General features: G+C 56.4%; 20 protein-coding genes. 11 read left to right on the top strand and 9 right to left on the bottom strand.

Annotated features, from left to right (window positions below; genetic code table 11):
* Positions 1-3 precede the first annotated feature (3 nt).
* A complete protein-coding gene (locus FEM03_RS03855; RefSeq protein ID WP_138084874.1) occupies positions 4-669 on the bottom strand; it encodes a DUF4190 domain-containing protein in 666 nt (221 codons plus the stop codon).
* A gap of 150 nt (positions 670-819) precedes the next feature.
* Between FEM03_RS03855 and FEM03_RS03850 the strand changes: the two genes are divergently transcribed.
* The 3 genes from FEM03_RS03850 (at position 820) to FEM03_RS25505 (ending at position 7948) form a co-directional block, all read left to right on the top strand.
* A complete protein-coding gene (locus FEM03_RS03850) occupies positions 820-3438 on the top strand; it encodes a zinc-dependent metalloprotease (protein ID WP_138084873.1) in 2619 nt (872 codons plus the stop codon).
* A 117-nt stretch (positions 3439-3555) separates the two neighbouring features.
* On the top strand, positions 3556-4914 hold the full coding sequence (locus FEM03_RS03845) for a hypothetical protein (protein ID WP_240772664.1): 1359 nt from the start codon (positions 3556-3558) through the stop codon (positions 4912-4914).
* A gap of 7 nt (positions 4915-4921) precedes the next feature.
* A complete protein-coding gene (locus FEM03_RS25505) occupies positions 4922-7948 on the top strand; it encodes a PVC-type heme-binding CxxCH protein (protein ID WP_138084872.1) in 3027 nt (1008 codons plus the stop codon).
* Between the two features lie 91 nt (positions 7949-8039).
* Here FEM03_RS25505 and FEM03_RS03835 read toward each other — a convergent pair whose 3' ends face one another.
* Genes FEM03_RS03835 through FEM03_RS03825 form a run of 3 tightly spaced genes read right to left on the bottom strand, consistent with a single transcriptional unit; the run spans position 8040 to position 10588 of the window.
* The gene (locus FEM03_RS03835) at positions 8040-8810 is read right to left on the bottom strand and encodes a hypothetical protein (protein WP_138084871.1); all 771 of its coding nucleotides are present in this window, start codon (positions 8808-8810) and stop codon (positions 8040-8042) included.
* Between the two features lie 51 nt (positions 8811-8861).
* Positions 8862-9083, bottom strand: a complete 222-nt coding sequence (locus FEM03_RS03830; RefSeq protein WP_138084870.1) for a hypothetical protein — start codon at positions 9081-9083, stop codon at positions 8862-8864.
* A gap of 59 nt (positions 9084-9142) precedes the next feature.
* Positions 9143-10588, bottom strand: a complete 1446-nt coding sequence (locus FEM03_RS03825) for an arylsulfatase B (protein WP_138084869.1) — start codon at positions 10586-10588, stop codon at positions 9143-9145.
* Positions 10589-10707: 119 nt separating this feature from the next.
* Between FEM03_RS03825 and FEM03_RS03820 the strand changes: the two genes are divergently transcribed.
* Positions 10708-11610, top strand: coding sequence for a helix-turn-helix domain-containing protein (locus FEM03_RS03820; protein ID WP_138084868.1), 903 nt, complete (start codon positions 10708-10710; stop codon positions 11608-11610).
* Positions 11611-11857: 247 nt separating this feature from the next.
* Here FEM03_RS03820 and FEM03_RS03815 read toward each other — a convergent pair whose 3' ends face one another.
* The 4 genes from FEM03_RS03815 to FEM03_RS03800 form a co-directional block, all read right to left on the bottom strand.
* Positions 11858-12562, bottom strand: coding sequence for a 3-keto-disaccharide hydrolase (locus tag FEM03_RS03815; RefSeq protein ID WP_206170858.1), 705 nt, complete (start codon positions 12560-12562; stop codon positions 11858-11860).
* 87 nt (positions 12563-12649) lie between these two features.
* Positions 12650-13384, bottom strand: a complete 735-nt coding sequence (locus FEM03_RS03810; RefSeq protein WP_138084866.1) for a VC0807 family protein — start codon at positions 13382-13384, stop codon at positions 12650-12652.
* Between the two features lie 80 nt (positions 13385-13464).
* Positions 13465-13869, bottom strand: coding sequence for a DUF2721 domain-containing protein (locus tag FEM03_RS03805; RefSeq protein WP_138084865.1), 405 nt, complete (start codon positions 13867-13869; stop codon positions 13465-13467).
* A gap of 131 nt (positions 13870-14000) precedes the next feature.
* On the bottom strand, positions 14001-14543 hold the full coding sequence (locus tag FEM03_RS03800; RefSeq protein WP_138084864.1) for a hypothetical protein: 543 nt from the start codon (positions 14541-14543) through the stop codon (positions 14001-14003).
* Positions 14544-14678: 135 nt separating this feature from the next.
* On the opposite strand from FEM03_RS03800, the gene FEM03_RS03795 reads away from it, so the two are divergent.
* The 7 genes from FEM03_RS03795 to rnr all read left to right on the top strand — a co-directional run bounded on the left by FEM03_RS03795 (position 14679) and on the right by rnr (position 21680).
* On the top strand, positions 14679-15716 hold the full coding sequence (locus FEM03_RS03795) for an Lnb N-terminal periplasmic domain-containing protein (protein WP_166442606.1): 1038 nt from the start codon (positions 14679-14681) through the stop codon (positions 15714-15716).
* 40 nt (positions 15717-15756) lie between these two features.
* Positions 15757-16137: a DoxX family protein gene (locus FEM03_RS03790; RefSeq protein WP_138084862.1), complete on the top strand. Its 381-nt coding sequence runs from the start codon at positions 15757-15759 to the stop codon at positions 16135-16137.
* Positions 16138-16270: 133 nt separating this feature from the next.
* On the top strand, positions 16271-16909 hold the full coding sequence (locus FEM03_RS03785; protein ID WP_138084861.1) for a hypothetical protein: 639 nt from the start codon (positions 16271-16273) through the stop codon (positions 16907-16909).
* A gap of 4 nt (positions 16910-16913) precedes the next feature.
* Positions 16914-17222, top strand: coding sequence for a transcriptional regulator (locus tag FEM03_RS03780; protein ID WP_138084860.1), 309 nt, complete (start codon positions 16914-16916; stop codon positions 17220-17222).
* 65 nt (positions 17223-17287) lie between these two features.
* Positions 17288-18148: a 4-hydroxy-3-methylbut-2-enyl diphosphate reductase gene (gene ispH, locus FEM03_RS03775; protein ID WP_138084859.1), complete on the top strand. Its 861-nt coding sequence runs from the start codon at positions 17288-17290 to the stop codon at positions 18146-18148.
* A 25-nt stretch (positions 18149-18173) separates the two neighbouring features.
* Complete coding sequence (locus tag FEM03_RS03770; RefSeq protein WP_206170856.1) at positions 18174-18950, top strand: ferritin-like domain-containing protein; 777 nt, start codon at positions 18174-18176, stop codon at positions 18948-18950.
* A 249-nt stretch (positions 18951-19199) separates the two neighbouring features.
* On the top strand, positions 19200-21680 hold the full coding sequence (rnr, locus tag FEM03_RS03765) for a ribonuclease R (protein WP_138084857.1): 2481 nt from the start codon (positions 19200-19202) through the stop codon (positions 21678-21680).
* Positions 21681-22073: 393 nt separating this feature from the next.
* On the opposite strand, the gene FEM03_RS03760 is transcribed toward rnr, so the two are convergent.
* The gene (locus tag FEM03_RS03760) at positions 22074-23843 is read right to left on the bottom strand and encodes a protein-disulfide reductase DsbD family protein (RefSeq protein ID WP_138084856.1); all 1770 of its coding nucleotides are present in this window, start codon (positions 23841-23843) and stop codon (positions 22074-22076) included.
* Positions 23844-24360 lie beyond the last annotated feature (517 nt).

The raw sequence follows: 24360 nt of genomic DNA, 5'->3' as shown, positions 1-24360 counted from the left end.
AAGCTAGGGATTGACGTCCGTGCCTTCGGAAGGGGTGGTGTCGGCGTGAGTTGGCCAGCCTTCGGGGATGGCCACTTTGGTGGAGGAATTGTCGGAGTCTGCCACGATGATGGCGAAAGCGACGATGGCGATGAACAGCAGACTGATAAGAGTGCCGATGTAGCTGAGGATCAGTCCTGCGAGGGCGATGCCTTTTCCGTCGATGGTGCCATTGGAGCGTTTGATGGCACCGGAGGCGATGTGGCCGCAGATGATGCCGGCGATGCCAATGAAGAGTCCGAGATAGCAGAAGGTGGTGGGCAGGCTGGTGATGCCGAGGATGAGGCTGGCGATGGCCAGTCCGGAAGTAGGTTTGCCGACTGCGAGGGTAGGGAAGTTGGAGGTGGGTGCGGCACCGGAGGAGTAGGATGGCGGAACCGCAGGCGGAAGAGCGGTGGAGGAGGAAGGGGATTCGGAGAACGTTTCCAACGGCGGCGGAGGAGGAGGAAGGGCGGATGCGGGACTTTCGCTCTCGATGGCCAGCACTTCAGCGACGGGTTTCCAGCCCTCCATTCCTTCGGTCCAAACGAGGTCGGTCTTGAGGAATTGGCCGTTGAAGAGTCCTTCGCGAATGGCTTCTTCGGTGAATTGGCCAAGTTGCTGGTTGTTGCGTCCGACGTGGTATTCCATATCAGGATCTTCCTATCGGCAGATTTCGCAAAGGGACAAGCGATATTGGTGGGCAGAGCCCCACGGGGCGACCCATAGCCTGTGATTTTTTCCACAATTTCACGGAATTGATTCGCGTCTTTTTGTCCGTTCGGGTATTTTTCGATCCCTATGATTCGCGCCGCCCTCTTCCTGCCGGTATTTGTGTTAATGTCGGTGTCAGGTCTTGTTTTGGGCGAGGATGACAAAGCGCCCGTGGCTGATGAGTCCGCTGGTCAGAAGAAGGTGGAGGAGAAGAAAGTTGAGGATGAGGAAAAAGACGACAAAAAAAAGAAAAAGACGGTCGCTGAGGTGATCAAGGATTGTGAGGAGTTTCCTGGGTTGATGAGGGTGTGGCGTGACCGGGAAAAAGGAACGGTTTATCTTTATGTGACGAAGGAACAATTGGGCAGGGAGTTCATTTATTTCAGTCACGAAGAAGATGGCGTGGTGGCTGCCGGAAGTTTTCGCGGGCGGTTTGGGGATCAGAGTATCATCAAGATTTCGCGTCATTTCGGGAAGGTGGAGTTCACCCGACAGAACACGGCGTTTTACTTTGATCCGTCGCATCCGCTGGCGCGCGCGGCGGAGGCAAACACCAGTCATGCACTGCTGGCGGTCGAGCCGATTGTGGCGGAAGATGACAAGGGGGTGTTGATTGAAGGAGGCAATCTGTTTCTCAAGGAAACGCTGCTTCAGGTGAAGCCGTCGGTGAAGGAGGGGAAGGATTCGTTGTTGGGCAAGTTATCCGATTCGAAGACGAAGATCACGTCGATCAAGAACTACCCGCAGAACACGGCGATCAAGGTCGAGTATGTTTATGATACCCCGTTGCCACCCGCTTCGAAGGATGGTGATGATGAGCGGGTCGATGGGGAGTTTGCCGACCGGCGGGCAATCAGTGTGACGGTGCAGCATTCATTGATTGAGATGCCGAAGAATGATTATGAACCGCGTTTTGATGATGCGCGAATTGGCTATTTCGCGACCAAGATCACCGATCAGACTTCGACCGAAGCGACACCGTGGAGGGATGTGATTCATCGTTGGGATTTGCGAAAAAAAGATCCGGCGGCGGCATTGAGCGAACCTCGTGAACCGATTGTGTGGTGGATGGAGAACACCACGCCAATGGAGTTTCGAGATACCATTCGCTCGGCGGCTTTGCAGTGGAACAAGTCGTTCGAGAAGATTGGATTGAAGGACGTGATTGTGATCAAACAACAGCCGGATGATGCGGATTGGGATGCGGGGGACATTCGCTACAATGTGCTGCGCTGGACCTCGTCGCCGAATCCGCCGTTTGGGGGATATGGTCCGAGCTTTGTGAATCCGCGCACCGGGCAGATTCTTGGGGCGGACATCATGCTGGAGTTTGTGTTTGTGAAGAATCGTTTGTTTGCGAGGAAGTTATGGAGCGAGGCGGGGCTGCCTAAGTCATCGGGGGACCATGGACATGATGCATCGGGCGTGTGTTGTGAGGCGGGTTTGCATGTGCATCAGGGGGTGATGTTTGGTCAGCAAATGCTTCGCCTGCGTGCAGCGGATGAGGTGGAGATGGACAAGATGATGAAGGAGGCTTTGACGATGCTGGTGCTCCATGAGATCGGGCATACGCTGGGGTTGAATCACAATTTTAAAGCGAGCCATTTGCATGGATTGAAGGAGGTGAATGACCGGGCCTTAACGGAGCGCACGGGATTGACGGGATCGGTAATGGATTACATGCCAATGAACCTGGGGCCGGACAAGGAGCGGCAGGGGCAGTATTACATTACCAATCCGGGTCCCTATGATGACTGGGCGATTGATTTTGGTTACAGTCAGGCATTGCCGAATCGGGAGGACGAAGTGAAGCGACTGGCGGCGTTGGCGGGTCGGAGTCATGAGCCGCAATTGATGTTTGGCAATGATGCGGATGACATGCGTGATCCGGGCAAGGCGATTGATCCTCGGGCGATGATTGGAGACATGAGCAGTGATCCGATTGGTTATGCGGTGCAGCGCATTGGATTGGTGAGGGAGGCGAATGGGAAATTGATGGAACGTTTTTCGAGTGATGAGCCAAGCTGGCAGGAGTTGACCAATGCGTATCTGTCGCTGACGACGGATCAGGGGTATGCGTTGACGACGATCTCACGTTATGTCGGCGGCATGTATGTGGAGCGGGCGATTCCCGGTCAGGTGAAGGAGAAGGGTTCTTTGCCATTGCGACCGGTGGAGGGGAAAACTCAGGTGGCGGCGATGCAGGCGTTGGCGAAGTTTGCGTTTGCGCCGGATGCGTGGCCGATGTCGGGGGAATTGTTGAGTCATCTCCAGCAGCAGCGTCGCGGGTTTGAATTTTTTAAGGAGAGCGAAAATCCGAAACCGCATGAGCGGGTGTTGAAAATTCAGCAGCGTTTGCTGGAGCATTTGATGCATTCGAACACGCAGAACCGGATGGTGGAAAGTGGGCTGTTGGGGAATGAATATCCGGTGGAGTTGATGATGGCGGACTTGACCAAGGCGGTGATGAGTGGCGAGGCCGAAGGGGCGGCGATCAGCACGATCCGGCAGAATTTGCAATTGGATTATGTGGACCGGTTGATTGGGATTTTGAAAGGGACAAAACACATGCAGGCGGTGCGGTCAGTGGCGTTGGCGCAGTTGCGGGGGATTCGCGAGCAGGCGGGAAAAGTTGCGGGGCCGAATGAGGCGCATTTTGCGCATGTGTTGTTCAAGATTGATCAGGCGCTGGAAGTGAAGAGATGAAGGTGATGATCGGTGGGTGGATAAAAATTGGTATTTTTTTGGACGGATTCCGCTGAAGTTTCGGGAATGGGCGGGTGTATTGGTGGGTGAATGATTTCACTCCTGGTTCTTTTGCGCATGAGATTCCTGATCCGATTGGTGCTGTGTTTCGTTGTTTGCGGCGGCGGGTCGATGGCGAATGCGGAGGGGTTGCGACTGGCGACTTTTCAGGTGGATGCGACACCGGGGGTGGGGGAGCAGATGGCCTATGATCCGGTGAAGGCGGTGGGTGAGTTGGAGCTGAGTTGTCGGGGAGTGGTGTTGATGGGGATGGAGCGGCCGATTGTGTTGTGTGCGGTGGATTGGATTGGGATAGGCAACGATGGGCATCGGGTTTTTCGGGAGGCTTTGGCAAAGGCGGCGGGGACAGATGCAGATCGGGTGGCGTTGCATGCGTTGCATCAGCATGATGCGCCGCGTTGTGATTTCAGTGCGGAACAGATATTGAAAGAAGCGGAGCAGCCGACGGGGGCTTGGGATGGGGCCTTTGCGAGGGAGGTGATCACGCGTGCGGCGGTGGCGGTTGAGGTAGCGGTGGGAAAGGCGGTGTTGGTGTCGCACATGGGCTGGGGGGAGGCGGAAGTGAGGGAGGTTGCATCAAGTCGGCGCTTGATGGGGCCCGGGGGTAGGATTCGGGCGATTCGTTTGACGACGACGAAGGATGTGGCGCTGCGGGCGGAGCCGGAGGGAGTGATTGATCCGGTGGTGAGTGTGCTGAGTTTTTGGAATGGGGAGAAGCCGCTGGCGGTGTTGAGTTATTATGCGTGTCATCCGCAGAGTTATTATCGGACAGGAATGGCGAGTCCGGACTTTCCGGGGATTGCGCGATTCATGCGTGGTCAGTCAGTGCCGGCGGCGTTGCAGGTGCATTTCAACGGTGCGGGTGGCAATGTCGGAGCGGGCAAATACAACGATGGGAATTTTGAGAACCGGGTGATTCTGGCGCAGCGGCTGGCGGACGGGATGAAGCGGGCGTGGGAGGCGACGGAAAAGACGGCGATTGGTGTGGAGGATGTCGGCTGGGAGAATGAGTCGCTGAAGTTGGATGCAGCGGAGCACATTCGGGAGGAGGCGTTGAAGGCCGATATGATGACCGAGAAGGGACTGGCTTTGTTGCATGGGGCATCGCGACTGGCCTGGTTGAGGCGGTGTCAGAAAGGAGAGGGCATTTCGGTGCCTTGTTTGAGGGTGGGTTCAGCGCGGGTGTTGCACATGCCGGGTGAGTTGTTTGTGGAGTATCAGCTGGCGGCGAAGGCGATGCGGCCGGATCTAAAGGTGGCGATGGCGGCTTACGGGGACTATGGTCCGACTTATATTGGATTGGCCCGATCTTATGCGGAGGGAGGTTATGAGACGCGGGATGATGTCAGCAATGTGGGGCCTGAGGCGGAGGAGAAGGTGATGGGAGTCATGAAAAAACTGTTGGGTAAACCTTAGCGGAGGGATGCTGATGAGAACATTGATGTTATGCCTTATGGGTTGGATGTTTGGAGGTGTCGATTTGGGGGTTGCAGATGAGATCAGGAGTGTGAGGACTTATCGGGAGGCTTATGGGGCGACCAAGGGGGAGTTAAAGGTGGATCCGGGAAAAGAGCTGGGGCGATATCCTGCGGTGGAGCCAAAAGAGGCGGTGGGGACTTTTAAGGTGAAGGACGGGTTTCGGATGGAGTTGGTGGCGCATGAACCAGGCGTGAGGTCGCCGATTGCGATGAGTTTTGACGAGCGTGGGCGGATGTTTGTTTGTGAGATGATTGATTATTCGGAGCAGCGGGATGAGAAGCCGCATCTGGGCCGGGTGTCGATGTTGGAGGATCGGGATGGGGATGGATTTTATGAATCGAGCCGCGTGTTTGCAGATGATTTGCCATGGCCGACGGGGGTGATTGCGGCGATGGGGGGTATCTATGTGGTGGCGACGCCGAACATTTGGTTTTTGAAGGACACGGATGGGGATGGGCGTGCGGATGTGCGGGAGAAGGTGTTTGCCGGGATTGGGGTGGGGTTAAAAATTCTGAATGTGCAGGCGTTGGCGAATTGTCCGCAATGGGGGCCGGATAACCGGATTCATGTGCAGTCGGGCAACGGCAATCGGGGTAAATTAAAATGTTTGAAGCGTCCGGATCTGCCGGAATTGGAAATAGCGGGTCATGATTTCTGGTTTGATCCACTGACTTATGAATTTGGGTTGGAGCCCGGGGGTGGTCAGTATGGGATGAGTTATGATGATTTTGGTCGGCGGTTTGTGTGCAATAACTCGGATCACTTACGGTTTTATGTTTATGACGGTCGGTATGCGGCGCGGAATCCGTTTTACAAAATGCCCGGGAGTTTGGCGAGCATCGCGGCGGATGGTGGAGCGGCGGAGGTGTTTCGGATCAGTCCGGATGAGCCGTGGCGGATTTTGCGGACCCGCTGGCGGGTGAGCGGGGTGGTGCCGGGAGCGATGGAGGGCGGGGGAAGGGTAAGTGGTTATTTTACCGGGGCGACGGGGACGACGGTTTATCGTGGGGATGCTTATGGGTCGGAGTTTGTGAACAATACTTTTACCGGAGATGCGGGAGGTGCGTTGATTCATCGCAAGGTGATCACTGAGGACGGGGTGAGTTTGGTGGGGCGTCGACCGGTGGATGAGACGGGGGTTGAGTTTGCGGCAAGCACGGACACGTGGGTGAGGATGGTGAATTTTGCGAATGCTCCGGATGGGTGTTTGTATGCGTGTGACATGTATCGGGAGGTGATTGAGCATCCGTGGAGCATCCCGGACGAGATCAAGAAGCACCTGGATTTGACGAGTGGTCGGGATCGGGGGCGTTTATGGAGGGTGGCACCGGTGCGTGGAGAATGGACGAGGCGTGCGAATGTGGATGTTGGGAGATTGGGGATGAGTGAACTGGTGGAGATGCTGGAGCACGAGAATGGGTGGCATCGGGACACGGCGTCGAGGTTGATTTATGAGCGTCAGGATCGGACGGCGGTGCCGCTGCTGGAGCGGATGGTGCGGGTGTCGCAAAGTGAGGTGGCGAGGTTGCACGCGTTGTCGGCTCTTGATGGTTTGAGGGCGTTGTCGGCAGAGGTGTTGTTGAAAGCGATGAAGGATGGGAGTGAGCATGTGCGGGAGAGGGCGTTGCGATTGGCGGAGGAATCGGAGGGTGAGGATTTGATTGGAGTGGTGGAACGGGTGGTGGTGGCGTTGCGGGATGAGAAACCTCGGGTGCGGATGCAGGCGGCGTTTACTTTGGCGGAGGTGGGTGGGGAGATGGTGCATGCGCGGGAGATGGCGAAGCTGCTGGTGGCAGATTTTGAGGATGATTGGGTGCGTTCGGCAGTGTTGTCGGCACGGCCTGCTCAGGTGGCGAAAATTTTGGTGGAGTTCGAGGATGGGGAAGTTGACGGGGGTGCGTTGGTGATGGCGGATTTGATAAGGATTGTGGCTGCGTGGGCGGATGAAGCGAGGCAGGTGGAACTGGTGGAATTGGTGGCGTCGCGTTGGGCGGATGCGGAGGTGATTGGGGCGTTGTCGGAAGGATTGAAGCACGCGGGGACGAGTCTTTTTGAGCGTGATCAAGGCGGGAGTTTGGCGGGTGTTTTTGGGCGGGCTGCGGAAGTGGTGATGGATGAGTCGGTCGGAGAGAAGGAACGAGTGGGAGCGGTAGGGTTATTGGGAGCGGATGGGTTTGAGCGTAGTGGGGAAGTGTTGGGACGGTGTTTGACGAAGGGGCGGCCAGTGGCATTGCAGGTGGCGGCGATGAGGGCTTTGGGAAGGTATGTGGATGCAGAAGTGGCGGAGATGATTTTGAGGGAGTGGCAGGGGTATGATGTCGTGGGGCGTGCGGCGGCGGTGGGAGTGTTGCTGGAGAGGCCGGAGTGGGTGCGGGTGTTGTTGGAAACGATGAAGGATGGAGAATCGGGGTTGAAGGCGGGGATGTTGTCGGCTTCGCAGGTGCAGGGTTTGATCGGGCAGCGGGATGAGACTCTGGCGGCTTTGGCGCGGGAGGTGTTGGCGGAGGTGATCCCACCGTCGCGGGTGAGTGTGTTGGCGAAATTTCAGGGGGCGCTGGATTTGAAGGGCGATGGAGTGAAAGGGCGCGAGGTGTTTGTGCAGCGGTGTTTTGCGTGTCACCGGGCGGATGGACTGGGCGTGTTGGTGGGACCGGATTTGGTGACGGTAAAGGGTCGCGGTCGGGCGGGATTGATGGAGGCAATTTTGGATCCGGCGCGTGAGGTTGCACCGCAGTATGTGGGTTATGTGGTGGAGACGAAGGAGGGGCAGACGTTGACGGGCGTGATCAAGGAAGATGGGGCGAGCGGGATGACGTTGTTGCTGATGGGTGGGGCGGAGGTGGTGATTCCGCGTAGCGAGGTGAGGCGGGTGAGTGCGGCGGGATCGAGCTTTATGCCGGAGGGTTTGGAGGCGGGGATGAGTGAACAGGAGATGGCGGATTTGCTGACGTTTATCGAAGGCTTGCGTTGAGGGGGGGGATGGGGCACGAAAAGAAGGCGCACCTGGTGAGAGTGCGCCTGGTTGAGGTTGATGGGGAAGTTTCTGAGCAGCTGGACAAAAATTAGAAGCGCAATTCGAAACCGACGACGGGGCCGTGGGTGACGGTGTCGAGGGTCAGGTTGTCTTCGCTGTAATCGATGCCGAGGCCGCGATAGCCGATGGCGACACTGACGTTGTCAGTGCATTGAATGCCGAGGCCGAGGAAGGCTTGCCAGACGAGATCGGAATTGACTCCAAAGCCGCCGATGTCGGCGTTGTAACGGACAAAGAGTTTTTCGGTCAAGGCGGCTTGGCCGCGAATGCCGATGATAGGATCCACCCAATCTTTGTCGCTGCCGAGAGCGATCTCGCCGCCGCGAGCCAGGCGACCGGTTAGGTCAGCGTCGAGGACGGTGAAGCGTGCTCCGGCAAAGATGTCCATGTGGTAGTCGTTGGTTTCAACAACGCGATAGGAAATTGCAGGAGTGATGATCCATTGTTTCTGTTCGTAGCGGAAGCTGTCGAACAAGATACCACCGCCATCAATATCCTGGGAGGTTTTTCCGTAGACGATGTCCACGCCAAAAGCCCACTTGTTGTAGCCCAGTTCCAGGGCACCCATATAACCCATGTCCAGGGTGTCGAGCGTGTCCGACATGCTGATGTCCACGGGTGCGGAAAGCGGGCCGATGCCGACATCGCCTTCAATGGCGGTGACCCAGCCATAGACGACGGAGCGGAAGTGCCAGGGGCTTTCTTCCGGAGCGGTGGTCATGGGATTTTTGGAGGTGTCGGGGCCTGCATAAGCGGCGCTGGTCAGGGTGAGGAGGGCAATGAGATGCGGTAGTTTCATGGGTGGTGTGTGTGTGTTGTTCTTGGTGTTGTTGATGTTGATAATGATTGGTTAGTGGAGCAGGTGACGACGTCCGCGAGCCTTGTCATTGACGTTTTCGCGGCGATCGATGCGGTCTTCGAGGTGGTCACCCGGGCCATCGTAATGTCGGCGGTCGACGCGATCTTCACGGCGGTCATACCGGTCTTCGGTGCGATCGATCCGGCCCGCGACGCAGGAGGATAAGATCGTGATGGCGATGCAGGTGAGAAGGATGGTGGAGTGGGGGCGCATAAAGATGGATGATTTTCTTGGCTCCAATGGGTTCGGTGCGTGGGTGGATTGGGCGGACATCAGGGGGCGTGGTCGGCTTCGCCGAAGCCTTCATCAATGGGCAAGACTGGCTCGCCAGCCATGTTCTTCATGATGACTTTAAACTGGTCGGCGAGGAACAGGGGCTTGGCAGATTCCTTCGCGAGGGTGTCCAGTCGCTGTTGCAAGGCGATGACTTTGTCAGGGTGTTGGGCGGCGAGGTTGGTTTGCTCGGACGGGTCTTGGGCGAGGTTATACAAGTCCACGCTTGAAGGCAGCATGGTGCGCCAGATGAGTTTCCAGTCCCCCTGTCGCAAAGCACCGCGGAAGGGTTCGATGTTATAGATGATCTCGGACCGCGGTGAGGGTTGGTTTTCTGCGAGGGTGTTCCAGACGTTTAGGCCGTCGAGCGGTTTGCATTTGGCGGTGGAGGCACCGGCAAGTCCGGCAAGGGTCGGATAGATGTCCACGGCATGAATGAGGCCGTTTACCGGCTGGGCTTTGATTTTACCGGGCCAGTTGACGAAGGCGCAAACGCGAGTTCCGCCTTCATAAAGGGAACCTTTGCCATCGCGGTAGGAGCTGTTGTCGCAGGGGATTTTGATTTTTGACACGTCGGCCATGACGCCGGCGAACAGGGGGTTGTGGGTGCCACCGTTGTCGCTGTGAAAAAGAATGATGGTGTTCTCGCGCATCTTGGCCTTTTCGAGTGCGGCCACGACACGTCCGATCTCGTCATCAAGGCAGGTGATCATGCCGGCATAGGTGCGGCGCGTGGGGTCTTCGATATGAGCGTAGCGGTCAACGTATTCCTGAGGTGCCTGGTAAGGGGTGTGAGGTGCGTTGAAGGCGAGGTAAAGATAGAGCGGGGTGGAGGTGTCGTGGGTTTCGATGAGTTTGGCGGCATCTTTGCCGATGAGCTGGGTGGTGTAGCCTTGTTCTTTGACGGGTTCGTTGTTGCGGAACCAGTCGAGAACGCCATGCTCTTCATGGGTGAAGTAATCCAGTTCGCCGATCATGGCTCCGTATTGGTAGTCAAAGCCGCGTTGTTTCGGCCACCACTTTTTGTCGGCATGGCCGAGGTGCCATTTGCCGATGATCGCGGTTTTGTAACCGACTTCCTTGAGGCACTGGGGCATGAGCCATTCTGCGGTGTCCAGGCCGTAGGCGGAGACGGAGGGGATGACGGACGTTTGCAAGCCGTAGCGGAACGGGTAGCGACCGGTCATCAAGGCCGCGCGGGTTGGGGTGCACATGGGCTGCACGTAGAACTGGGTGAGCTTCGCGCCTTCGGCGGCAAGCTTGTCCAAGTGAGGAGTTTTGATGTCAGCACAGCCGTTGAATCCGACATCCTTCCAGCCCAAATCATCCGCGACGATGTGGATGATGTGGGGCTTGCTGGATGGTGGTTCGCCTCCTGCAATGGCGTTTGCCAGTGAGCAAAATAGGAGCAAGACGGTGAGGTGAAGACTGGGCCGTGAATTCATGGTGTGGATTTTGAGTAAGGGTGAGCAATAGCGAAAAAACCGCTTTCGTTGCTATCCATTTTGCGCACAATGTCGGTGTGCTTCGTGTTGCTGACAGCGCTCCAGGTTTCCGGCATTTTGTGCATCGCCTTCGCGATCCCGATGAATTCGGCATTGCGGTCTCCGGTGCCAGTTTGGTGGCGGATTTTTTTAGTCGTCAGGCCGAGCCGACTTATGTTGAGCAGTTTCAAGGGCTTGGTTGTGCGCTGGACTTTCAAGAAGCTCACGTCAGGGCTCGTATCAGTGCCTCGCTGCCTCCAGGTTGGGCAGCGATTGGGCTGATGCGCAGCCCGGCCAGTTCTTCGTGGTATGGGATGGAGGGCGGGGAAGGCATGCTGGCCTGCACTCCGCCCGGAGAGGTCATTGATGGGAGAATTACTCCCGGTTTTCAGTGTCTCGCCGTCAGTGTTTCGCCAGTGTTGTGGGATCGCTGTCGATTGCTAGCAGGGGTGGAGCGTGAGCATTTTGGCGCTGGCACTGCGACGAGAATTCCGCCGCCAATTTTTGAAAAAATTGAGCGACAGCTTTGCCGGTTGCGCGGACTTCTGCGGCAAGATGCCAGTGCGGTGCATGCAGTGGAGGAGGCGGTGGCGTTCATCACTCAGGTCATGACGATGACTTGGGAACTTCATTCTTCCGTAAGGGTTCCCCGTGAATCGTTGCGCAACCGCGTCCGCCTCGCCCGTCGTGCGGAGGCTTGGATGCGAGATCATTTGAGCGAACCCATAGGTGTGCCCGACATCTGCCTTGCCCTGCGCGTGAGCCGACGTGAGTTGGAATATGCCTTCTGCCACACCTTCGATCAAAGTCCCCGAAGCTTTCTCCAGGCACTGCGCCTCAACGCCATCCGACGTGCGCTGCGTCGTTCGGATGGGCCAACCGGCAACGTGTCACATGTGGTTCTCGACCATGGCATCACTCATTTGGGGCGCTTTGCAGCGCAATACCGGGCGCTTTTTGGCGAGAATCCGTCCGAGACCTGAGTTAAATTTACTGGTAACAGGCTGTAGGTGAAGTGACGGAGTGACGGAGTGACGGAGTGGTGGAGTGGTGATTGCTGACGATTATCTGTGCTCATCTGCGGACATCTGAGTTCATCTGTGAAAAAAATGAAAAACTCAGACGGGTGCAGATGTCCTCAGATTGGCTCAGATAGAGAATAAAAAATGAGGCGCAGCGACCCGGGTCGCGTGCGCCTCATGAAAAGGAACGGGTGAGTGAGGAGAAGATTTACTTCAGCTCTTTGATGCGGAGGTTGCGGAAGCGGTAGGTGGCACCTTTTTCGCCGTGATGCTGGATGCCGATAGGGCCGCTGGCGTCCAGGCTGTCCTCAATGTCGGTGGTGACGACCCCGTTAACTTCGATGGTGATCTTGTTGCCCTTGCAGGTGATGCGGTAGGTGTTCCAGTCGTTGCGCTTGAAGGCGTCACCGGCACGGGCGCGGAAGGCGGCGATGCTTTCTTTGTTGATGGCTTCCTGTTTGGCGAGTTCTTCTGGGGTGGCGTCTTTCTTCAGCTTGAGGTTGATGGGGCTGATGAACCACATGCGACGACCTTCGTCATAAAGTCCACCGGACCATTTGCGGTTGTCGTCGCCGTCGACTTCGGCCTGGTAGCCATAAACTTTGTTGGGTTCGACGAGGCCGCGGAAGATAAAGCCGCTGTTGGCCTTGCCTTCGGGAAGATGCACGTCGCCTTCAAAGACGAAGTCGCCATAGGCTTTTTCCGTGATGAGGAAGAATTTTTTATCGGCGGTGAGATGAATTTCGCCGTCCACGACTTCGGATTTGCCCCATTCGTAGGGATTTTTCCAGCCGTTGAGAGTTTTGCCGTCGAAGAGGGGGGTGAAGCCGTCTTTGTCAGTCTCGGCCTGGACGAGGTTGAGTGACAGGGAGGAAAGCAGGAGGGTGGCGAGAAAGGCGCGGCGGATGATCATGGTTTGAATTGAGGAAGTTGAATGAATGGGGGTGCTATTTGTGGAGGACATTAAAGCGTGTTGAAACGGGACACGCCATCTATTTTGTCAGGGGCGTTTGACGACCTGACGGCGCACGGTCTGGCCGGGGTTGAGGAGGTCGTTGCGTTCCAGGCCGGTGATTTTTTCGACGGATCGGAGGAGGATGAAAAAAACGATCATCATGACGGCGAGGAGGGGGACGCCGATGACAATAAAACCCATCCAAGTGAGCGTGCCGATGCTGCGGACAAATGCTTCGCTGCCGGGTTCTTTGCCGCCGAGCAGATGCATGGCAAGGAAAAAGTTGGCGACGGAGGAGCCGATGAGGCCGAGTCCCATGCCGCAGGAGGCGCGGAACAGGGCATGGTCGAACTGGGCCTTGCGGGTGCCGATGGCGAGGGATTCGTTCAAGGCGCGGAGGTTGATCAACTGGGGTTGCATCAGCAGGGCGTTGATCATCGGCTTTTTCCAGCGGTGGCTGAGGGGGAAGGCGATGGCGATCATGATGGGGATGGCGCTTTCCTTGATGGCGAACCAGAAGGCGTCGAGTTTGAAGAGTCCGAGTCCACCGCTGAGCAAAATGGTGAGGAAGCCGAGAATGGAAAAAAGGTTCCAGCCCATTTTTTTGTAGAAGCACCAAAGGCCGAAGCCGATGGGAAAGAGCAGGGAGATGACCAGCGCCCAGAACGGTCCGACGCTGGAGGGTTTGCTCAGTTGATCGAGCGCCACGGAGGGCAGCGCGATGGTAAGAAGGATTTCGAGAAGGGGGTTGGGAGGGGATTTGGTGGCGGTTTCAGACATGGAAAAGAAATTGGAAATGAGAAAGGGGGCCAATTGAATCATTCCTGCGCGAGATTGCAGGTGAAAACCGCATGAGGCGTTCAAGATTGCTTCTGATGGGCTTCGATGTCCTGGAGTTGGAGGTTGAGGGCACCGACAGAGATGGCGATTTCCCAGAGGGAGACGGCGAGGGAGAGAAGCATGAGAACGAGGCTTCCGGCGAAGATGAGCTGGCCGGCGATCAACCAACCCATGAATAGGCAGAACATGGATCCGGTGCAGAAGAAGATGCTGAGCACGCCGAGGATTTGCATGTTGCGGATGAGCTTGATGCGTTTGCGGAGGTTGTGGATCTGGCCGATGTAGACGGGGTCGGCGGAGGTTTTGAAGCTGCTGTGGAGGCTGCGGACGACGGTGGCTAGGCCGAGGAATCGATTGGTGTAGGCAAGCAGGAGCAACGAGATGGCCGGAAACAAGAGGGATGGCGTGGTGAGGTCGATCTCCATGACGGGAACTTATAGCACCAGTTCAATGGATGGAAGACTGGGAAATACGGTCGGAAGCGGTGGCTAGAGGGCTGATCCCCTGACACCACGGTGATCGCAAAGGCGCTGAGGTCGTGAGCGACTCAGCTGGGTTATTCCTTCAACTCTTCGACTTTGACGCTTTTGACCATCATGACGCCGTCACCTGGAGGGAACACGAGGGCAAGCTCGAGGTCTTTGGGATTTTTGATGCCGCGAATTTCGGCCTCTACCGTGGTCCACACGCCATATTCAGCTTTGGCGAGTTTGTATCGAAAAGAGTCGTCTTTGACGCGGATGTGGAAGTCGGACTTGGGATGGACCAGGGCTGACCAACTGTAATTGCCGCCCGGGGTCCAGTCGACGTCGGAAATGTTGCGGGATTTTTCATTGAAGACGTAGTCTTTGCCGGGCTGAACTTGCACGGTGACTTTGATGCGCTTGACGGTGGCGGGCATCTTGAGGTCCTGGGTGGTTTCGGAGAAATTGTTTTTGGAGAGAGTAACGGCAAGAACGGTGTCGTCACCGATCTTTTCCACTTTGCCATCTCCGCGCCACTTGGCTTTGCCTTCCGAGAAATCTCCGTTCTCCAGTTCCGCGAAGGCGAAAGCAACGGAAAGGTGGCATAATAGCAGGATTGAACAGGTAAGTTTCATAGGGTAAGATTTTGGTGGCTTAGGAATAGATGAATCGCCGTTGGAGGACAATCAAAAAGCTTAGGGCAGGCGGTTTATGTGGTGCGAAAAGAGCCGGCGGGTTGCGCTTTGTGCGAGATGATCTTTGTTGTCTGCATGCGGTTTTTTTCCATTGCTGGGGCGGGAAGAGTTTGGGCAAACGGCAGACGCAGGGTGCTGGAGGCGGGGAGTTTGATGTGCCGGGTGATCTTGGTCTTATGGGGCGCACTGGCGATATACTGGTCCAATTTGCCTTGGGGATGGATGAGGGTTTTGACGGCAGTGGGATTTGTCGTGCTGGGTTTCGTTTTGTTGTGGCGGGTGAGGTCGGTGAAAGGCTGGCGGATTTTTGCAGGGGTGTTTGTGGGATTGCTGATCTGGTGGGCTTCCATTCGACCGACGCATGATCGGGTGTGGAAAATTGAGCAAGGGGTTTTGCCAAGAGCGGTGGTGGAGGGAGATATGGTGATGTTGAACGGGATGCGGAATTTTGATTATCGGACCAAGTCGGATTTTGAGGTGCGCTATGAGGAGAGGGTGGTGGATTTGGCGAAGATCAAGGCGGTGGATTTTTTTATCTCCTATTGGAAACCGGGGCCGGTGGCGCACACTTTTGTGAGTTTTGTTTTTGAGGATGAGGACACGCCGCCGGTTTGTGTGTCGATTGAGGCACGGCTGGAGAATGGAGAGGTTTATTCGGCACTGGCGTCTTGTTTCAAACAGGCGGAGTTGATTTATGTGGTGGGGGAGGAGCGGGACATTGTTGGCTCGCGCATGGGGGTGCGCGGGGAGCAGGTGTATCGGTATCGCACCCGGGCAACGCCTGAGCAGGCGCGACGGTTGTTCGTGACTTATCTTGAGAGCATCAATGAGCTGGCAGATCAGCCGGAGTTCTATCATTTGCTGCGCAACAACTGCACGGTGAACATTGACCGGCATGCGAGTCGGGATGGGAAAGGCAGTCCATTTGATTTACGGCTTTTGCTGAACGGCTATGTGGATCAGTTCATGTATGAGAAAGGTGTTCTGGATACCTCGGTGCCGTTTGAGGAACTTAGGAGAAGGGCGTTGATTGATGACAAGGTAATTTCGCAAGAAACCCCGGCGGATTTTTCGGAGAGGATTCGGCGAGAGTTGGAAGGGCAGGGAGAGTGAGGGCTTGCAGGAGGTCGGGCTTCCGGGCAAGATAGCGGGCATGTGGCGCAGGATTTTCAGATGGTTGCTGGCGGTGTTTTTCGTGGTGGCGGGGGTGAATCATTTTCTCAATCCGGCACCGTATTTGGCGATGATGCCGAAATATTTGCCGTGGCCGGAATTTTTGCATTTAATGGCCGGGGTGGTGGAAGTGGTGGCTGGGGTCGCGGTGTTGATTCCAAGATTGAGAAGATTGGCGGGATGGGGAATGATGGCGATATTAGTGGCAGTGTTTCCGGCAAATGTGCAGATCGCGATGTTTGGGTGGCCGGGTTATGACATTCCGAACTGGGTATTGTGGGCGAGGCTGCCGTTTCAGTTGGTGTTTATGGTTTGGGTGTGGTGGACGTGTCTGGCTCGTGGAGCGAATGGTCGAAGGTGAGGTGAGGTGAGGTTGGAGAACGTGGAGTCGTTCGTGTTTTCGGCGGGACGCCAAAAACGACACGCGAGACGCGTGTGCTCCCATTTGAAATAAATGGTTGATCGATTTAAACTTTGTGATAAAAAGTGAATTTATGAATGAGTCTTCTGCTTCTCCGGCTGTGGCTTTGGAGCACTTGCGGGTGATCCGCACTTTGATGGAACGAGCGCATGTATATCGGGCAGTGTCGGCTCCAGCGGCGTTGTTTGGGGGGGTGATGGCAGTAGGTTTGGGGATCTATGGTGTGCTTGGATCTGGGGTTACGACGGGAGTTTTTTTGGTGATGTGGTTGGGGCTTTTAATAATTTGCACGGTCCTTAATTTGTGGTTGCTGATGCGGGAGGCGCGGATGCACGGCAGGGCGTTTGTGACGGATGAATTGAGGACGGCATTAAGAGCGGTGTTGCCGCCGTTGCTGGTGGGAGGGGTGATGGGAGGTTGTTTGTTGGTGTTCCGTCAGAGTGTGCTGCTGGCAGCGTTGATGTGGATCTTGTGTTATGGACTTGCCTTGCTGGCAACGGGAGGATTTGCGCCGAGGTCCATTGTGCGATTGGGACATCTTTTCCTATGGAGCGGCCTTGGACTGACGGTGCTTTGTTTTTCTCCGACGGGGGAAATGCTTCCGCTTCTACCGGTGGCGACGGCGTCGATTTTCATGGCGATGACGTTTGGGTTGTTTCACCTGATTTATGCGGTGGCGGTGTTCATGAATCGTGAGGTGAAAGAGGTCTGAAGCGATGATTGATTTCTCCCAGCTTGATAAGGTGATTCATGAGAAAGGAAGGCTTTCGATCATGACGCTTTTGACGGCGCGCAGTCCGCGGGCGTTCCAGGATTTGAAGGCGGAGCTGGGGATGAGTGACGGAAATTTGGTGACGCATTTACGAACGCTGAGCAAGGAAGGTTATGTTCGGGAGTTGAAGTCGACGGCGGTGGATAGCGGGAGATCGTTGACGACTTATGAGGTAACGGGGGCGGGCAAGGGGGCGTTCAAAGCTTATCTGAATGTGCTTGAAGCAATCGTTAAGGCGTCGAAGCCGGGATGAGTTTTTTTAACCTTTAACTTTGTGATGCAAAGTGAAATCAAGATAAACAATAAAATGAACCAAATATGAAAATCCATTTAGCGACTCATTTCGGCATGTGTTTTGGCGTTCGCGCGGCGTTGCGCAGCACTCATGAGGTGGCGAAGTCCGGTCCGGTGACTTTGCTGGGGCAGCTGGTGCATAATCCCCTGGTGGAGGAACACATGCGATCACTGGGCGTGAGGCAGGGTGAGTTGGATCGGGTAGGTCAGTCGGAGAGCAGGCGGGTGGTGATCAGTGCGCATGGGGCGGCGGATCGTCAGCGTGAGGCTTGGAAGGTGGCGGGTTTTGAAGTGACGGATACGACGTGTCCATTGGTGAGGAAGGCGCATCAGGCATTGGAGGGGTTGGTGCGGGAGGGGTATTTTCCGGTGATTGTGGGTCAGGCGGGGCATGTGGAGGTGAGAGGATTGCGCGGTGATTTTCCGGGAGCGATGGTGGTGTTGGACGAGATGGATGTGGAGGGGTTGCCGTTTCAGAAACATTTCGGGGTGGTGGCGCAGACGACGCAGCCTTTGATGAAGGTGTTGAGGTTGGTGGAGGTGCTGAAGTGCAGGCATCCAGAGTCGGAGGTGAGGTTCGTGGACACGGTTTGCCGTCCGACGAAGCAGCGGCAGTCGGCTCTTGAGGAGCTCTGTGGCCGGTGTGATACGATGGTGGTGATCGGCGGGAGGAACAGCAACAACACGAAGCAATTGGCGGAGACGGCGCGGGAGCGGGGGTTGAAGGTATGGCAGGTGGAAAGGGCGGAGGAGCTGGAGGGGGAATGGTTTGTGCGATCGCGAGAGGTGGGGGTGACGGCGGGGACGTCGACGCTGGATGAGACGGTGCGGGCGGTGATGGATCGGTTGCAGCGCTTTGCGGCGGAGGCGGGAGCGGCTAACTGAGTTTGGAACTTCTACTTTTTGAATGATGAACACGAAGTCCTGGATCGAACATTTTGAGAGGAATCAGTTTGGGTTTGTGGAGCCGGTGACGGTGCCTGGGGGATCGAGATTGCCGGAGTTGGTGCGCAAGCCATTGGCGCGTTCGCTGGCGGTTTTTCAGTTGGGGGAGTCGGGTGGCGGAACGAGGTTGATGCGGTATGTGCGGCAGACGGTGGCGGAGGAAGATGGCTTTACAGGGTATGAAAGGGCGGTGCAGTATTTTGTCGCCGAAGAGCAGAACCACGCGCGATTGCTGGTGAATTTGGTGAAGTATCTGGGAGGGGATTTAATCGAGAAACAGTGGAGCAATTCGGTGTTTCGGAAAATACGCCATGGGCTGGGGCTGGAGTTCAATCTGCAGATTCTGCTGACGGCAGAGCTGATGGCGGAGGTTTATTATGGGCTGTTGTATCGGAGGTCGGGGGACGAGGTGGTGAGGGTTTATTGCCACAAGATATTGTCAGACGAGATGCGGCATCTGGCGTTCCATGCGGAGTTTTTCCGCAGCAGGGCGGAGGACTGGTCGGAGGAAAAGAAGACGTGGTGGGGATGGCAGTTCGGAGTTTGTTTGAGGGCGATTGCGATGGTTTTGGCTTGGGAGCATCGAGATTGTTTCAAGGCGTTGGGAGTGGGGAAAGGAGAGGTTTTTCGAATGGCGGTGAAGTCGGGGGAAAGGTTTATGCGCAGGATTGATGGGGGTCAAAAACTGTGGCGGGCGCGGATGCAGGCACGTGCGGAGGGATCGACGATGGTGGCCTCGTGAAAGGAGCGTTGGAAAAAATCATTTGCAGCCGAAAGAGAAAACGGCGACGTATGTTGAGCTAAATCAATCAAATTAAATAGGACAAGACCAAGAATAAGAGGCTTGGGCGGCGCTGCCGGATCAAAGGATCGATGATTCAATCAATCAATCTATTGGAGGTGGGCTGCTGACTGGAACGGAAATGGCTGTGCTCAGTGCGCAGAACCTGTTACGGTCAAGGCCATTGCGGGATTTTCCTGCCAAGGTGTTATGCATAAACAAATCATTAATTTACTCGGACGGAAGGATTATACGCCGTCGAATGTGCCAGAAATACTCGCCCAAGTGGGCTTGAAGCCGGGTCAGCAACAGGCTTTACAAGAAGTGCTGAAGGAGATGGAGAGAGAGGGGAAGATCATCCGCACCAAAGGGAATCGGTATATCATGGCGGACGCTGCGGATTTGATTTCCGGCGTGCTGCAGATCAATCGTGCAGGCAAGGGATTTCTCCAGCCGGATGAGGCGGGGATGAAGGAGATCGTGGTGCCGGAGAATGCGACGGGAACAGCGTTGCATGGGGATCGTGTGCTGGTGCGCAAAGAGGTGCGGCTGAAGGGGTTGCGGCAGACGACGGAGGAGGATGAGCGCGGCACGGTGGTGCGAATTTTGGAGCGCAACCGGTCGCAATTGGTGGGAACCTTGCAGAAGAGCAAACAGTTCCTTTTTGTGATTCCGGATGATCCGCGCATTCAGCAGAATATTATGGTGCCGCCGCCGAAGGATGTGGGTCGACCTGCGAACATTGGCGACAAGGTGGTGGTGGAGTTGCTGGCCTGGGAGTCGCGCAATACCAATCCTGAAGGGGAGATCATTGAGGTGTTGGGGGCTCCGGATGAGGAGGGGGTCGACATGCTGGGGGTGATCCGCAATTACAATCTGCCGCTGCATTTTCCGAAGCCGGTGTTGGATGAGGCAAACACGATTGCGAAGAGCCGCGCGGACAATCAGCCAGCAGAAGATGAGCGCGATGGGCGTGTGGATTGCCGCAAGCATCAGGTGATCACGATCGATCCGGATGATGCGAAGGATTTTGATGATGCGATTTGTGTGCGTCGGGTGTCGCGGGACATGTGGAAGTTATGGGTGCACATCGCCGATGTTTCGCATTATGTGAAACCGGGGAGTGCGCTGGATGTGGAGGCGAGCAAGCGCGGCAATTCGACGTATTTGGTGGACCGGGTGATACCGATGCTGCCGGAGGCGTTGAGCAATGAGTTGTGTTCGTTGAAGCCGGGGTTGGATCGTTTGACGAAGTGTGTGGAGTTTGATTTGTCGAACAAGGGGGAGGTGCTGAAGACGCGCTTTTATCCGGCGGTGATTCATTCGAAGCGTCGTTACACATACAAGGAGGCGCTGGCGATCATTGAGAAACCGGCGACGGACGATTTGGAAAGGATGGTGCATGATGCCAACCATCTGGCGCAGATGATCCGCAAGGCGCGGTTCAAGGCGGGATCACTGGATCTGGATTTTCCGGAGAACAAGATCCGTCTGGATGAGCAGGGCAAGGTGCTGCGCATTGAGCGGATGGAAAATGATGTGTCGCACCAGTTGATTGAGGAATTCATGCTGCTGGCGAATGAGGAGGTGGCGGGTCGTTTGATGAAGCTGAGGCTGCCGGCGGTGTATCGGGTGCATGAGTCGCCGAAACCCCAACGCTTGCAGGCTTACCGGGATGATGTGCTGGGTCACAAGGTGGCGTGTGGCGATCTTTCGTTGCGGCCGGAGATCCAGAAGTTGTTTGAACGTTTGCAGGGGCTTGCCATCGGGCAGGCGCTGAAGATCGGATTTTTGAAGTCGCTGATGCGGGCGCGTTATGCGGTGGAGCCGTTGGGGCATTATGGATTGAACAAGGCGAAGTATGCGCATTTCACTTCACCGATCCGCCGTTACGCGGACTTGGTGGTGCACCGGGCGTTGTTTGACAAGGAGCCGGGCACGGTGGCGTCGTTGAAGAAGATTTCGGATCACATCAGTGCGACGGAGCGGAACTCGGCGGATGCGGAGCGCGACAGCAAGGACGTGAAGATGTATGCGTATTTGAAGGCGCAAATCAAAGCGGAGAAACGCGACGTGTATGAGGCGTTGGTGACGGATGTGCGGAACTTTGGATTTTTTGTGGATGTGCCCGCGCTCGGAATGAGCGGATTGGTGCATTTGTCATCGATCCAGGATGATTTTTATGAGTTTGATCCGACGCGCGGGAACTTGACCGGCAGGCATACACGGAAGGTGATCAAGCTCGGAGATGACATCAAGGTGCAGGTTTGCCGGGTGGATGATTTCAAGAAGATGGTCGATTTCCAACTGGCAGGAACTGATGGTGGAAGCGGCCCAGCGAAGAAGCGGGGTCGACGCGGCGATGATCGGGATCGGGATCGCGATGAACCGGGTGGTGGCGGCGGGCGCGGCCGGGAGTCGCAAGGCGGGCGCAACGGCAGGAAGCCGGAAGCCCGGGGTGGTGGCGGCGGCGAGAAAAAATTTGAGAAGCTCAAAGGGCGTGGCCGCGGGAAGTCGTCGTCATCTTCGTCAGGAGGTGGTGCATCGGCCACGACGAAGTCGGGGGGTGGTTCTGGAGGGAAGCCGGCGGAGGGCAAATCGGGAGATAAAAAGCCGGGATTTAGTCGCAAGCGTGGGTCGGGTCCGAAAGGGCCGACGACTGGCGGAGCGCAGCGAGAGCGTCGGGATTGATTTTCATGACTTAACCGCCACAAGGCGCAAAAAACGGCAAACTCCGATGGAGGCTGCCGTTTTTTTTGGTTAGGTTAGTTTCGTGTTGTGTGCCTGAGTTGGGCTCAAGCGAATTTGTCGAAATCGGTGTTAGGACTATGACTGAGATTGCGATTGGGAATTCTCGTCCCGGTCATTGTCTTGGGATTGATCTTGTTGATGGCGAAGGCGCTCAATTTCCAACTGGTGCAGACTTTGGTCGGGCTGATGCAGTTGGTCGGTTGGCGGACGTTTGGCGACTTCGCGTTCCATTTGTTCTAAACTTGGATTTGGCATAATAGGTCTCCTTTCGAAAACGGTTGGTATTCGAAGGTTTAGACAACCCCTGGAGGGGGGCGTTGAAAAAGAAATCGGTTATGACGCGGGCGACGGGACTTGCTGGATGGCGTTTTTAACGATGTCCTCGGTGAGGATTTCGGGGAGAATGATGGGATCGTCTTTGCCGGGGATGACCAGCACATTGACCGGGACGGCGGCGCGATCGAGCTTGGCAAGGGCGGCGGTGATGCGCTCGTCGTAGTCGGTCCAGTCGGCCTTGAGGGCGACGATGCCCTGGGCTTCGAATTGTTTTTTGATGTCGTCGTTGTAGACACGTTTGTTGAACTGGCAGGTGGTGCACCAGCGGGCGGTGTAGTCGATGTAGACGGTTTTGCCTTCATCGAGATAGGATTGGGCGATTTCAGGGCTCCATTCTTTCCAGAAAGTGTCTTTGGGATGCGGCCAGCCCCACCAGAGTCCGAGGGCGAGGAAAAAAACGGCGGCGAAGGCCCCTCTTAGGCGGGTTTTGGTGGGCTTGGAGATGACGCACCAGCGCCCGTAGATCCACAGGGCGAAGGCGATCACGACGAGGCCGATGAGCAGGTCGCGCTGGGCCGTGTCGCTGATGAGACCTTGCAAGCTCCAGGCGAAGTAGGCGGCGGCTCCGAGCATGAGGAAGGCCATGGCTTGTTTGAAGCTTTCCATCCATGCACCAGGGCGAGGGAGGAGTTTCATGAGACCAGGGGACATGGAGAGGATCAGGAAAGGGGCGGCGAGGCCGAGTCCGATGACGGTGAAGAAGAGCATCGAAGGCAACACGTCGAGGGCGAGGCCGTAGACGAGGGCAGGGGCGAGGAAGGGGGCGGAGCACGGGGTGGAGACGAGGGTGGCGAGCAGACCGGAAAAGAAGGAGCCGCGCAGTCCAGACTGGCGGGTGAGGTCGCTGCCTACACCGACAGCGGAGGAGCCGACTTCAAACAGTCCGGCCATGTTGAGTCCGAAAACGGTAAAGAGCAGGACGATGGCGAAGGTGAACATCGGCGACTGGAACTGGCCGCCCCAGGAGACCTCGAACGTTTGCAGGAGGGCGACGAGCACCCAGAAAGAAAACAGCACGCCGAAGGTATAGGTGAGGCCGTGCAGAAGAACGCGGCGTTTGTCGTCGCCGGACTGGTTGACGATGCTGGTGATTTTGATGCCGAGCACGGGGAAAACGCAGGGCATGATGTTGAGGATGAGTCCGCCGAGGAAGCCGAAGAGAAGCATCACGCCGAGGCTTTTTTGTGGTGTGGCGGCGTTTGCGTCGGCGGCTGAAGGTGGAGGGTATTCTGCAGAAGGCAGGTCGGCAAAAGCCTGGCTGGCGTCAGCGTTGAGGAGGGATGTGGTGTCGACGGAGAGTTCGAGGGTGAGGGGGATTTTCACCGGCATGCAACTTTTGGGGTCGCAGACAAGGGCGTCGACGGTCATTTCAAGGGTAACTTTTTCGCCAGGGTTGAGGCTGGCGGGGGGGATGATTTTGGTGGGAAGATGGACGACGCCTTCATAACCGGCGGATTTGCCGCCGCCGGTGGTGATCAATTCATGGGTGGCGGGCCAGGGGAGGTCTTCGGTGGTCCAGCCTTCGGGGAGTTTCCAGAGGAGGCGGGTGGGTTTGGCGGCGGCACCGGGTTCGATGGTTTTGCCGTAGACGTGCCAGCCGGGTTGGTGATCGAGTCGGACAGCGACGCGGAAGGGTTCACCGGGGGCGATGGTGCTTTTTTCGGAGATGAGGGTGCCGGTGACGGGTTTGGCGGGCTGGGCGAAAACGGGCGTCGTCAGCGGCAGCAGGGCGAGGAGGAGAGTCAGGGACAGGCGGGGAAGGGGCATGGGATGGAGAAGGAGTTTGGCGTGAGCGTGGGCTTGGGTAGACAAACCGTCGGGTTAGGGGAAATGGGACAACCTTTGTGAAATGAGAGGGTTTGATGTTGGGCTTATTCCCAAATACGTTTTTGGAATGATGGATTCTGCTTTTTGATTGACGGGATTTGGGCGCGGAGACGTTAAAGACAGGCAAAATGCCTGTCCCACCCACAGGCTGCAAGCCCATAAGCATATACCTAACGCGCCATGCATCGCTTGACTCTTGCCAACTGGCGCGGTCGGCGGGGTCTGCGCTCGCTTAGTTCTTCCAACCACAGGTGTGGGGCGTTCATCATATGAACCAACCCCATCGGTTGAGCCAATTGCACCAGCACCGAGTCACGCATCTCCTTGAAGAGATTCCACTGCCGGAGTTCTTCGCAAGGGGTAGCCCCAAGGGGAAAAATATCGTGCTTCGCACATCATTCGCTCAATGAGTAATGCCACCAAGATTTTGCCCTGCATCCACGCTCGGCTGGAGGCT

This window comes from Phragmitibacter flavus (genome assembly GCF_005780165.1).
Lineage (GTDB): Bacteria > Verrucomicrobiota > Verrucomicrobiia > Verrucomicrobiales > Verrucomicrobiaceae > Phragmitibacter > Phragmitibacter flavus.
Note: the sequence above shows the minus strand (reverse complement) of the source record. Positions and strands in the feature narration are given on the sequence as shown.